The organism is Paenibacillus sp. MAHUQ-63, from assembly GCF_028765165.1.
In the GTDB taxonomy this organism is placed as follows: domain Bacteria; phylum Bacillota; class Bacilli; order Paenibacillales; family NBRC-103111; genus Paenibacillus_E.
Map to the genome: position 1 here is coordinate 1363113 of NZ_JARADB010000001.1, position 12532 is coordinate 1375644.

General features: G+C 51.0%; 11 protein-coding genes and 4 tRNA genes. 4 read left to right on the forward strand and 11 right to left on the reverse strand.

The window, feature by feature from the left end; all coding sequences use genetic code 11:
- Positions 1-200 precede the first annotated feature (200 nt).
- Positions 201-282, reverse strand: a tRNA-Leu gene (locus tag PUT07_RS05960).
- Positions 283-299: 17 nt separating this feature from the next.
- Positions 300-371 (reverse strand) — tRNA-Glu (locus PUT07_RS05965).
- Positions 372-525: 154 nt separating this feature from the next.
- On the opposite strand from PUT07_RS05965, the gene corA reads away from it, so the two are divergent.
- On the forward strand, positions 526-1455 hold the full coding sequence (gene corA / locus PUT07_RS05970) for a magnesium/cobalt transporter CorA (RefSeq protein WP_274467481.1): 930 nt from the start codon (positions 526-528) through the stop codon (positions 1453-1455).
- Between the two features lie 60 nt (positions 1456-1515).
- Here corA and PUT07_RS05975 read toward each other — a convergent pair whose 3' ends face one another.
- The 4 genes from PUT07_RS05975 to PUT07_RS05990 all read right to left on the reverse strand — a co-directional run bounded on the left by PUT07_RS05975 (position 1516) and on the right by PUT07_RS05990 (position 4070).
- Complete coding sequence (locus PUT07_RS05975) at positions 1516-3258, reverse strand: methyl-accepting chemotaxis protein (RefSeq protein WP_274466913.1); 1743 nt, start codon at positions 3256-3258, stop codon at positions 1516-1518.
- Between the two features lie 149 nt (positions 3259-3407).
- Positions 3408-3496, reverse strand: a tRNA-Ser gene (locus tag PUT07_RS05980).
- 5 nt (positions 3497-3501) lie between these two features.
- Positions 3502-3577 (reverse strand) — tRNA-Asn (locus PUT07_RS05985).
- Between the two features lie 19 nt (positions 3578-3596).
- Entirely contained in the window at positions 3597-4070 is a 474-nt protein-coding gene (locus PUT07_RS05990) for a SprT family protein (RefSeq protein WP_274466915.1), read from the reverse strand.
- Positions 4071-4225: 155 nt separating this feature from the next.
- Between PUT07_RS05990 and PUT07_RS05995 the strand changes: the two genes are divergently transcribed.
- From PUT07_RS05995 to PUT07_RS06005, 3 genes are all read left to right on the forward strand, one after another.
- Positions 4226-4579 carry a hydrolase/acyltransferase gene (locus tag PUT07_RS05995; RefSeq protein WP_274466916.1) on the forward strand — a complete coding sequence of 118 codons (354 nt, stop codon included), beginning with the start codon at positions 4226-4228 and terminating at the stop codon, positions 4577-4579.
- A 75-nt stretch (positions 4580-4654) separates the two neighbouring features.
- A complete protein-coding gene (gene cmpA / locus PUT07_RS06000) occupies positions 4655-4819 on the forward strand; it encodes a cortex morphogenetic protein CmpA (protein WP_090818813.1) in 165 nt (54 codons plus the stop codon).
- 249 nt (positions 4820-5068) lie between these two features.
- Complete coding sequence (locus tag PUT07_RS06005) at positions 5069-5461, forward strand: hypothetical protein (RefSeq protein ID WP_274466917.1); 393 nt, start codon at positions 5069-5071, stop codon at positions 5459-5461.
- 902 nt (positions 5462-6363) lie between these two features.
- Here PUT07_RS06005 and PUT07_RS06010 read toward each other — a convergent pair.
- The 5 genes from PUT07_RS06010 to PUT07_RS06030 all read right to left on the reverse strand — a co-directional run bounded on the left by PUT07_RS06010 (position 6364) and on the right by PUT07_RS06030 (position 12330).
- A complete protein-coding gene (locus PUT07_RS06010) occupies positions 6364-8628 on the reverse strand; it encodes a Tex family protein (RefSeq protein WP_379239635.1) in 2265 nt (754 codons plus the stop codon).
- A 93-nt stretch (positions 8629-8721) separates the two neighbouring features.
- A complete protein-coding gene (locus PUT07_RS06015; RefSeq protein ID WP_274466918.1) occupies positions 8722-9072 on the reverse strand; it encodes a type II toxin-antitoxin system PemK/MazF family toxin in 351 nt (116 codons plus the stop codon).
- Positions 9073-9076: 4 nt separating this feature from the next.
- Complete coding sequence (locus PUT07_RS06020) at positions 9077-9358, reverse strand: CopG family ribbon-helix-helix protein (protein WP_028553892.1); 282 nt, start codon at positions 9356-9358, stop codon at positions 9077-9079.
- A 207-nt stretch (positions 9359-9565) separates the two neighbouring features.
- Positions 9566-10738: an alanine racemase gene (gene alr, locus PUT07_RS06025; protein WP_274466919.1), complete on the reverse strand. Its 1173-nt coding sequence runs from the start codon at positions 10736-10738 to the stop codon at positions 9566-9568.
- A gap of 446 nt (positions 10739-11184) precedes the next feature.
- The gene (locus tag PUT07_RS06030) at positions 11185-12330 is read right to left on the reverse strand and encodes an outer membrane lipoprotein-sorting protein (RefSeq protein WP_274466920.1); all 1146 of its coding nucleotides are present in this window, start codon (positions 12328-12330) and stop codon (positions 11185-11187) included.
- Between the last annotated feature and the right edge of the window lie 202 nt (positions 12331-12532).

Below are 12532 nucleotides of genomic sequence, written 5' to 3' on the forward strand. Positions count from 1 at the left end.
AGTGCTTAAGCTCTTGACATTTCTATCTTTTAGCTTTGCTAATTAAGTATATTTTGTACTTTTCCCTCGCCGATTACAAGCTGTTCAGCTGCAGGTCAATAGATGCGCCTCCTAATCCGCGCATTAGGCTCTTTAGCCATCCCCCGTAAGGTCCGTAAAAATAACAAAAAACCCTTACCGAAGTAAGAGTTTTCTTGGGATGCGGTCGGAGGGATTTGAACCCTCACGCCTTGTGAGCGCCACCCCCTCAAGATGGTGTGTCTGCCGTTCCACCACGACCGCATAAGAGGATATAAAAGTGACCCGTAGGGGACTCGAACCCCTGTTACCTCCGTGAAAGGGAGGTGTCTTAACCACTTGACCAACGGGCCGCAAATGTCAGTAGCTTGTGCAGCCCTTTTGACGACAATTGTTATTATAAAGGATACTCTTACAATTGACAAGCACAAAATATGGAACGCAATCGGTGTTATATGATATGCTGAAACCAACTTACCCTAACTCGAGGTGTTCGGTTTGTCATCCATGCTTATCTATGATTCCGCCAGCGAAACACTCCGTGAGGATGCTGTACGCCCGCCCGGATCAAACGAAGTCGTCTGGGTCCGGTTGGAACATGCTTCGCCCCATGAAGTGAAACACATTCTAGGCGATATGTTCCACTGCCACCCGCTCCTTGTTGAAGACGCCATCAAATTAAATCAGCGGCCGAAGATGGATACTTACAAGGACCATGCTTTCCTGACTTTCTTCGCCGTATCCGAGCGGCTGGAACCGCAGGAGATTGCCATTGTCATCGGTCCGAACTTCGTCATCACGGTCTACCAAGAGAAACTTCCCTTCCTGGACCAGCTCTATCTGACTTGCCAGGAGATCCCTGAGCGGCTGAGCCATCCCGGCACTATTTTGCATGCTATCCTGGATCAATGCGTCGACGATTATACCATCATCGTGGAGCATCTGGACGACCGCCTGGACAGCATGGAGCAGTCCGTCTATATGAATCCGGCGATTCGGATCGCGCAGGACGTGTTCCAGCTGAAACGGACGATGCATCAGCTTCGCCGGGTCATTATGGAGGAACGCGTCACACTCACTGCGATCGCTCATCACTCTTTCCCTTACACCCGGGAGGAAGACGATGTGTATTTTCTGGACATTATCGACCATATTACGCGCATCGTCGATTCGTTGGACATTTTCCGGGAATCGCTAACAGGACTGCTGGAGCTGCAGATGAGCATGAAGTCCGATCGGATGAACGAAATTATGAAGACACTGACCATCTTCAGCACCATTTTCCTGCCGCTAACCTTCATCGTCGGGCTATATGGCATGAACTTCAAAAACATCCCTGAGCTTGGTTGGGAGCACGGCTACCTGTACGTGTGGATCCTGATGATCGGCATGGGGGGCGCGATGTGGTATTTTTTCAAGCGCAAGCATTGGTTCTAAAAAACGAAAAGGCATCCACTGCATCGTGTATCGCAGGGGGTGCCTTTGTATGTTAAATACCTAAACAATTTTGAAGAAAGCTACGGATTCATTCAGCGTATTAACGACCGAGCGCAGCTGCTCGGAAGCGGCAGCGATGTTCTGCATCATCGCCAGCTGCTCCTCCGTTGCCGCGGCAACGGTCTGGGATTTCACCAGCATCTGCGCCGAGCTGGCAGCCGAATGATCCATCGTCGCGGAAATTTGCTGCGAACTTGCCGACATTTGCTCGGTAATCGCCGATGTCTCATGAATTTGCGTAACAATATGAGTGACCGACGCCAGGATCGTTTGGAAGCTTTGATTCACTTCCTGCATCATCGCCGAGCCTGTACCGGCTTCTTGCTTCGTCGTAAGCATGGACTGGGATACGCTGGCGATCTCCGTCCGTGTCTCATGAATCAGCTGGTTGATACCATCGGCGGATGCGATGGACTGCGCAGCCAGCTTGCGGATTTCATTCGCTACCACGTTGAAGCCCTTGCCGTGTTCTCCCGCTCTAGCTGCCTCGATGGAAGCGTTCAGCGACAGCAGGTTCGTCTGATTGGCGAACGTTGTGATGCTGGAAGCGATAAGTCCAATCTCGTCCGATTTTCGCGTCAATGAATGCACCGTCTCTGCAAGCTGGTCTACCGATTTCAAAATACTTACAATTTGCTGCTGAAGCTTGCCAAGCAGATCGTTGCCCAGTGCCGCATGCTCGGAGGTGTGCGAAGAATGATCAGCCATTACGCTGGCATTCTCGGCTACCCGCTGGATGCCGATTGCCATCTCTTCAATGGCTCGGCTCGTTTCTTCACTCCCTCTGACTTGCACCTCGACGTCATGGGACATTTCTTGAATATTGCCGGCCACATGCTCGGCAGCCGTAGCTGATTCCTTCGAGCTATCCGAAAGCTCGACCGATGCGTCCTGAACAAATTGCGCATTAGCGGCAATCGTACCGATCAATCCTTTGATGTTCAGCACCATCGAATCGACGGATTCCGTTATTTTGCCCAGTTCATCCTTGGCATATTTCTTAGCGGGTTCATGGCGGAGATCTCCTGCCGCAACTCGAGAGGTTACCGTCTGAATCGTTGTGACCGTCTTCATAATTTTACTGATTACAAGCCAACCGGACGCTGCAAGCAAAGCAATAATCATTACAACGGAGATGTAAACACCTCGTTCGGTCTGTTTATTCCCAGCCTCGATGTCCTGAATGCTCGATTGGGCGTACGCATCCAAAATTTCTCCGATCTGATTCATGCCTTCCCGGCCTTTTTCGAACTCAGCCATCAATTTCAGATCATTGCCGGCGGCAGCCCCTCTGCCCTGCGTTTGTACTGCTGCATCCGCTTCCTTCGCCCACTGATCAAATGATGCGTGAAAACCGGCAATATTTTGCTCAATTGTCAGCTTCGTTGCCGGATGAACCATTTGGTGCAGACCTTTCGCTTTCATAATATCAGCGGCCTGCTCCACTCTCATATTCGCTTGCTCGATATTCTCCTTCATCACTTTGAGCTGCTCCGTCTTCTCCTCAGCGCCGAGCTTCCCGGAAACGAGCATCTGATAAGCCGTTAACGCCTGGTACATGTCTCTATCGGCATTCAAAATCAATGATGTGCTTTTATCCGTTGTCTCGTAAAGTGACGATGCCAATACTTCAGTATTGGATTTATTTTGTCCCATTAAATAAATGCTTGTGGCTAAATACAACATGGAAGGCACAAGAAGCAGCAAAATCAATCGTACTCGGATGGATAAAAGATGTGCCATACGTTCAACCCCTGTCACTCTATATGTAGTTTTACTCACTATATCTCATAATCGTTTATTAAATATTAGGCAATTGTTAGATAATTCCCGCAAAAAAAATAAGCCCGGACGGCAAAAATGCCATCAGAGCTTATTCTTTAAGCTTCGTACGGAGAGAGAGGGATTCGAACCCTCGCACCGCTTACGCAGTCTAACCCCTTAGCAGAGGGTCCCCTTATAGCCACTTGGGTATCTCTCCAAATATGGCTCCCCGAACAGGACTCGAACCTGTGACAACTCGATTAACAGTCGAGTGCTCTACCAACTGAGCTATCAGGGAATGAAGTATTTTTATTTTATTATGAAGGCGATGGTAAGTCAAGTGTATACGATTTCAATTTTCCCTTACATTTTCCACAGGCATATTTGCGGATGTCCACTTTGCGCTTGCGGTAATACTCCGTGCGGCAATTGACACATTCCAGACGGTACTTATAGGCTGTCTTAGGACGCATCTGCGGCAGCGATTGGCAATACCGGGATCCGCCCACTTGGGCCAGCAGCGTTTTGAAGTCGTTATCGCGGTGCTTATAGCCGCGCTTAAGTATATGCAGATGATAATGGCACAGCTCGTGCTTGATGATTTTCTCAATCTCTTCCCGACCGAACGTTTCCCACTGCGCCCAGGAGATTTCAATATCATGCGATTTGGTAAAATAGCGCCCGCCCGTCGACCTTAATCTCCGGTTAAACCGCGCCTGATGGACAAACGGCCTGCCGAATGAGGCCAAAGAAATTTGTTCGATCCATTCCTGAAGCTCCCGGTCCTCCATCTTCTACGCTCCCTCAATGTGCTCTAGGGAAAACTTGCAACAATTAGCTTGGTTTAGACAAGTTCTCACTTGAATTTGTACCGTATGTACAGCTATACTGTCAAGTATGTATATTAAGAACGTAGGCTTCCCGTAGAAAGGATTGAAACAATTTTATGCCGCAAATGCGCTATGCCATCCTTCAGCTCGACCAGCAACTGGAATTCGTTGCCATGCCATCTTCCTATTCCTATCAATTAACTGCCTTGAACCAGCGCTTGCACAAAGAACTGGATAAACTGACGGCTGACGACGTACCTCAGCTTCCGCGCGTTATTGCCGAGTGTGATGACCTCGAGCTCATCGGAACGTCGCATACCCTTATTCAAGGACTGGACTATTTGAACCGGTTGGAGCAAACTTTTGCCGGCATTCAGGAGAAATCTTATCCTCTGATCTCGCTCTTGACCGAAATCCGCGCGCTGCAAGCGCAGCTGGAACAGTGGTACGAAGAGGAATTTGAAGGTTAAATCCCTTAAGGACCTGCACCCATCTCCCCTCATCTTCATATGATATAAGTACATGGCGAAGAAGGGGATGGGCATATGCCGCAATGGCTCTGTAATCAATTAATGCGGGCCTTCCAGAACAAAAACCGCAGACAAATCCGATTACTGAATGATAGCTGGTACTTTTACCGCACCCGCCGCTCACAAGAGGAGTGGCCTGACACCCAATCGACGGACGGACCGGGCAAACGTAAATTCTAATCAAAGAGCTAGTACTTGTGTAAGACAGGTGCTGGCTTTTTTGCCTTGGTGGTTACATACGAGTAAACATTTTTTCAAAAAATGATTGCATATTTGAAATGAGCCCTCTATACTGTAAATAAATGTCATACTCGTTTGAGTGAAGCACACTCGATCAGCAGAATGTTCTGCGGTCGGTGTGCTTTTTTCTTTTATAACCATGTGAAGGAGGTTTCAGATTTGCGCCGTCGCAAAAGGAGAAATGGGTTGTTGAAAGCGAGGAAATGGGATTGGATGAGTCGGCTGATGAACCGGAAAGATAACGCGGGGGCTTCCGGAGCGGTCATCGAGTTATTTCCGCTCAGCAGGGACAATGTTCAGCGGAATGTGTATTGGCTTCAGGAAAGGAGAGCTGCTTATCATGCTGCCTCGTCTGCTCCCGGCGGCCACATCTGGGATATGCGCCGACAAGCTATTCTGCATATCGCCAAGCGCCATAACGGTGTCATTCGCGTTAGCCAGGTGGCATCCGAATGCAATGTCAACATTGGTACCGCCGCCCTGTGGCTGCATCGCATGTTATTGGAGGGGCTTATTACCATTATTGCTTGGCAGCACAACAGAGCCATATACGCTGTAAAGGAGATGGGGCTTGAGCAGTAGTCGTCTGCCGCTTCCTCGCTGGCCAAGTGAGGTGCGCCGCAGCAGGTTATACGACGTTTGTGGGGATAGGGTTGACGAGAACACAGGGAGAGGATGATGTGGACAAGGGATGGCGAGAACTCGTGGAGAGGATGATGTGGACCTGGGTTGACGAGAACACGAAGAGAGGATGATGTGGATCTGGGATGACGAGAACTCGTGGAGAGGATGATGTGGACCTGGGTTGACGAGAACTCGTGGAGAGGATGATGTGGACCTGGGATGGCGAGAACTCGTGGAGAGGATGATGTGGACCTGGGATGGCGAGAACTCGTGGAGAGGATGATGTGGACCTGGGATGACGAGAGCACGAGGAGAGGATGATGTGGACCTGGGATGGCGATAACACAGGGAGAGGATGATGTGTAGATAGGGATGGCGAGAACACGGGGAGAGGATGATGTGGATCAGGGATGGCTAGAACTCGAGGAGAGGATGATGTGGAGATAGGGATGACGAGAACACGAGGAGAGGATGATGTGGACTAGGGTTGGCGAGAACACGGGGAGAGGATGATGTGGAGCTGGGATGGCGAGAACACGAGAAACCATAACCTGCTCATGCCGCACTCGCCCCTAACCGGGCTATGGCCTCGACATCCTTGCCCCTCAACAGTCTAAGGGAAATCCATTCCGCTATTATACTCAAAAAGTACGAATTCCCTGCCTTAGCGGAACTACACGACCTTATTAGGCCTATTTCACTTTATTTATTAACGAAATTTCGTAAATAGAGCATCCTATTTCCCACTCCTAAGCGAAATAGGCATGATTGGCAGAAATAGCGGTCTGTATTTCCGCATAAGCTGCATACCAACCAAAAAAACAGCCGGCAGACGAATCTGCCAACTGTTGATTCCAAACCTATTGCTGCGGCTTCTTCATAGTCAAGCCTACACGGCCCTTTTTCTGGTCCACGTTCAGCACCCACACTTGAACGATGTCCCCAACAGACACGACGTCCATTGGGTGCTTGACGAAGCCGTTCTTGAGCTGGGAGATGTGCACCAAGCCGTCGTTCTTGATCCCGATATCGACGAACGCGCCGAAGTCGATTACATTGCGCACTGTGCCGGTGAGTTCCATACCCGGCACCAGATCCTCCAGCTGCAGCACGTCCGTGCGGAAGATCGGCGCAGGGACTTCGTCCCGCGGATCCCGCCCAGGGCGCTGCAGGCTCTCCAGGATGTCCCTCAGCGTCGGGACACCAACGCCCAGCTTCGGAGCCAGCTGCTCCGGCTCCAGCGTCTGCAGCAGCGAGAGCAGCTGCTGCGAGCCGAGCTGCGCCAGTTCCAGGCGCAGCTCCTTGAACAGCCGATCCACGACGTCGTAAGACTCCGGATGGATCGGGGTGTTGTCGAGCGGGTTCCGTCCGCCCGGAATCCGCATGAACCCGACACACTGCTCGAAGGTTTTCGCGCCGAGGCGCGGAACCTTCGACAGCTCCTGTCGGGAGCTGAACTTGCCGTTGTCCTCGCGATACTTGACGATGTTCTTCGCCAATGTCGGGTTCACGCCCGACACATACGAGAGCAAAGACGGGGACGCCGTGTTGAGGTCCACGCCGACATGGTTAACGGCCGATTCCACAACGGCCTTCAAATTCTCATCCAGACGTTTCTGCGAAACGTCATGCTGGTACTGCCCGACGCCGATCGCCTTCGGCTCGATCTTCACCAGCTCCGCGAGCGGGTCCTGCAGCCTCCGCGCGATCGAAATCGCGCTGCGCTCGGCCACGTCGAGATCCGGGAACTCCGTCTGCGCCAGCTTCGACGCGGAGTACACGCTCGCCCCCGCTTCGTTGACGATCAAGTACTTGAGCTTCCGCTCCTTGATCTCCCCGATCAGCTCCGCAACAAACTGCTCCGTTTCACGGGAAGCTGTCCCATTCCCGATGACGATCAGCTCTACGCCGTGCTTGCTGATCAGCTGCTTGAACTTCGCCTTGGCTTCCGCCACCTTATTATTCGGAGGTGTCGGATAAGTCACGGCGATTTCAAGCATTTTACCGGTGTCGTCGATGACGGCTAGCTTACAGCCTGTCCGGTAAGCGGGATCGACACCGAGCACGACGTGCCCTTTGACGGGTGCCTGGAGCAGCAGATTGCGCAGATTTTCCGCGAAAATCTTAATCGCCTGCTCCTCGCCCATCTCGGTCATTTCTCCGCGCACTTCGCGTTCGATGGACGGGGCAATCAGCCGTTTGTATGCATCCTCTACAACCGCCCGCAAAACATCGCGAACGACAGAGTCGCCTCTCACAATTTGTCTCAGCATATACTCGTGTATTTTATCTGCATTCACGTCCATGCTGACCTTCAAAATCTCCTCCCGCTCCCCGCGGTTAATCGCGAGAATACGGTGAGGTGGCAGACGTTTGACCGGTTCCTGGTACGCGTAGTACATCTCATACACGGATTCTTGCTTCGCATCCTTCGCTTCCGTCCGGATGATGCCTTGATCCTGCGTATATCGGCGCACCCAAGCCCGGATCTTGGCATCGTCCGCGATATTTTCCGCCAGAATGTCCATCGCGCCCTGAATGGCGTCTGCGGCGGTTGCAACCTGCTTGTCCGCGTTCACATAGCGCTCCGCCTCTTGCTCGAGCGAGCCTTGGCGCGGCTGCTTCCAAATCCACTCCGCCAGCGGTTCCAAGCCACGCTCCTTAGCGACGCTTGCTCTCGTCTTCCGCTTCTGACGGTATGGGCGGTATAAGTCTTCGACCTCTTGCAGCTTCGAAGCGCCTTCGATCGATTTGCGTAGATCGTCTGTCAGCTTCCCTTGCTCGTCGATCAAACGAACAACCTCCAGCTTGCGATCCTCGAGGTTGCGCAAATATTGCAGCCGCTCCTCGATATCCCTGAGCTGGTTCTCATCCAGCTCGCCTGTCATTTCCTTCCGGTACCGGGCGATGAAAGGAATCGTGTTGCCCTCGTCGAGCAGCCCCATCGTCGTCTTCACTTTGCCTGCCGGCAGCTGCAGCTCGGCCGAGATTTGCTTGAGGATCCGCTCCTGAATTTCCGCTTTCTTCTCCTCGGAGAGAACGATTTTCACCTTCGGCTCATCGGTCTTTTCCACGGTTTGGCCCGAAGCCTCGCCGGCGGCATTGAACTGTTTGTTCATGATCATATCCAATAAGGTCACTGTCATTCCTCACTTCTATGTATGTATGCAAACCAAAAAACGAGGGAACCACTTACCCTCGTCCGTTCCAGATCTTATTCAAAATTCTATCAGTCCCACACTAATTTGCAAAGCGTCGTCAACCTTCCGCATCGTATCTTCGTCCAAATGCGTAATTTTGTCCGTAAGCCGTTGCTTATCGATCGTTCTGATTTGTTCAAGCAGAATCACCGAATCACGATCGAAACCGTGCGTTTCCGCATCGATTTCCACATGCGTGGGAAGCTTCGCCTTCTGGATTTGAGCTGTAATCGCTGCTACAATCACGGTTGGGCTAAAGCGGTTGCCGATATCATTTTGGATCACTAGAACAGGACGAACTCCTCCCTGCTCCGACCCTACTACCGGCGAAAGATCTGCGAAAAAAACATCGCCACGTTTCACAATCACTACCCTACACCCCGCTTACTAAGCGATCAAGCGTACCGTCCGCTTCTTCCTCCGCTTGAAAAGCTTCAGATGCCATGCTGAGATTGATTTTCGCCATCTCCATATACCCACGCTGCATGGATTCGCGTAGACTGCGCTTTTTGCGTTCAATTAAATACAGCTTCATTGCCTGGCGAATGAACTCGCTGCGATTGGAGTTCTCCTTCTCGACAATGCCGTCGACTTCCTGCAACAGATTGTCAGGCAAGCTAATCATGATCCTTTTCGTATTATGCGCATTGCTCACACTCTCGCACCCCCAGAAACGATACAAAGACAATATTACCAGTATGTCATAATGAAAACCAAATTATACAATAGATATATGCAACGCGTATATCAAATATGTTACACCTATAGATATAAGATTCTACACTACCTATTCGATAGCTTCCACCGAAATTCCTCTATAGGAAGGATAATTTTTATATGGTAAATTCATGTAGCCAAGCAATTAATAGCGATGACGCATCAGCGGATTGATAGCATCCACGCGTTCGCCGCCGCGAACATACACACGAGCAACGCGATGAGAAATCATACAGATCACTTCGTAATTTACGGTGCCCAGCTGGTCTGCAATATCTTCAGCCCGTATACACTGGCCGTCCTGCTCCCCGATAAGCACAACCTCATCTAACGCCTTGACGTCTTCCACTTCGGACACATTGATCATGCACTGATCCATACAAATGCGTCCGACAATCGGGACTCTTTTGCCCCGAACGAGAACTTCCGCTTTGCCCGACAGCATCCGGGAATATCCGTCCGCGTAACCGATCGGCAGCGTCCCGATTCGTTCTTCGCCCTTCGTATGATAAATCGTGCCGTAGCTGATTCCTGAGCCCGGAGGGAGCGTTTTGAGATGAACGATTCCTGTTTTGAGGCTAAGTACAGGCTTCAGATCGATTTTCGCCTGATCGACATCCGCGGAAGGATACAGGCCGTACATCGAGATGCCCAGACGCACCATCGAATAGGTTAACCCCGGCAGATCGATCGCCGCCGCGCTATTGCCGGCATGTATATAAGGAAACGATACGCCTTTGTCCGTAAAATAGCTCACAATCCGCTCAAAGCGGCGATATTGCTCCAGCGTATAGCTTTTATCCACTTCATCCGCATTCGCATAGTGCGTGAACAGACCCTCCACTTCCACATTCGGAATCGTAAGCGCCTGTTCAATGAAAGGAATCGCATCCGCTTCCGTATGCAAGCCTAGCCGCCCCATGCCCGTATCCAGCTTAATGTGGATTTTGAGCTTCTTGCGATGCTGCTGCGCTTGCAGCTCTTCCAGGACATCCCGGCTGTAGACGGCAATCGTCACATCCAGCTCACGGGCCCTCTCCACCCCTTCAGGAGGCGTGTAGCCGAGAACTAGAATGGGCGCCGTAATACCCGCATTTCTAAGCTCCAGCGCTTCGTCGAAGAATGCTACGCCCAAATAATCCACACCAGCGGCTAGAGCCTCTTTGGATACTTCCACAGCCCCGTGTCCGTACGCATCCGCTTTTACGACTGCCATCTGTTTCATACCGGCCGGCAGTATCTTCTGAAAACCTTCAATGTTGCTTCGCAGAGCATCTAACGAAATTTCAACCCACGTGGGACGATAAAAAGCATCCACCAGCGTTCACCTCTTTTTCCAAATGCAAAGGACAAGGGAAGGCCCGCTCTACGTGCAAGCAGGACTCCCCTTCCAATAATGTCAACCTAATGCCGAACCCGTTCGGACCAATAAATCTATGTTAATCCGAATGACGAAAAGCTGTCAACCTACCTTTCTCCCATAAATAAGGCAAAATCGCGTCATCTTCCTAAGCCCTACAGCATGTGCCTGTCCGTTCGCATCACCGAGATACGCTGATAAACTGCCGGATGCTCCTCTCCTCGCACATTTGCGGCATCTTCCTCCGTCAACCTCATCACTTATCCATGGTTTGCCGCCTGGCTGTCTCCCCACATTTTGGTACATTAAATTTCTCTGATAAATGGTGCAATACCGCTCATTTCGCGGCTCAGATGTGCGAAAAAAAGGACCTGCTCCTAATAGCAGATCCTTTCATCATTCAATTATTTACCGGATTGTCCTTCCGTCGCCATTGCCACTTTAATCATCTCCGAGGCCGGGAGATCAGCCGTTGTCATACGGAACTCGACACCGTCATTCGTCCATGTCAACGTCTTTTGGTCTTCTCCGGTAAGTACCCCGATCGTGAATCCAAGATCCACAATATCACCTGGCTGCAAGGAGACCGACTTCGACTGAGGTCTGACCTCAACGATACTGAAGTTGTACTTCCCTTTGTATCTGAGAAGAACGGCCGCATCTTCGCCCAGCTTCATATCCGTAATGTCCTGCTTCACGACATCCTTAGGCAGGTAATTCGGCTCGATGATGCCGATGCTTTGCGGTTTGCTTGCCGCGGCGTTCGGCTTCGTTGCATCCGTTTTCGTGCCTGTGGCAGCTTGGTCGGATTGGCCGCCTGTTGCCGTCAAGTTCTTGTCTGTAACACCCGCTGCAGGGTGATTGGCATCCGTCACAGCAACATTGGACATCGTCGGCAGAGTTTGCATGTTCCAGCTGGTCATGTTGCGCTCCATTTGGAAGAAATCCTTATCGAACTTCGCATCAAACTCAAACTTCGTGAAATTGACCTGCACCATCACGTTTTGGTTCGCATCGGATACCTGTACCTGCGCAGGTGCGAGGGTCTTCTTATTCAGCCAAATTTTTTGGCGGGACAGCTGTTCATTCTGATAATTCGCCGCGACATCGAACACATAATGATCGTTGTCCGTTGTGAACTGGCGATCCTTGTCCGCAATAATACTTTTGGCTAGAGATTGGAACAAGTACACTTGTCCTTGATTCTCCGGCCAGTCGCTTTGGAAACGGAAGCTCTTCTTCAGGTGAGGCGTCAGTACGAACACGCCCTCTTCATTGCGAAGCACGATCTGCGTAACATCCTTCGTCGCGTTCGTCAGCGAGATCCGGTAGAAATGCTCCGGCGAGAACGCCACCTCCACCTGATACTCCTGCGGCTGCTGGCCCGTGTGCAAAATCATGCTTCCCGAAGCCTGATAGCTATCCGCTTTGCTGATCACATGATCCAAATCCTTTACGATAGATCCTGCATCCTTCTTACCCATCCCGCACCCTGCGAGAACCAATGCTAAGCACATCATCACTGTTACCACCCATGTGACCCGGCGCATTCGATCATCCCCTCACTCATGATTAACATCAACATAGTACATGCATATGAGGGGACTTGGCCGATTATGCAGCCAAGCTACCAGCTTGGACCGATTTGGTCAAAAAAATAAGACTAGCTCTGTTGGAGTTAAATCTTAGAGCGGTTTATTTACTTTCAGCATTCTTTCAGCTCGTATACATCAATTTTTCATATTGATCTGG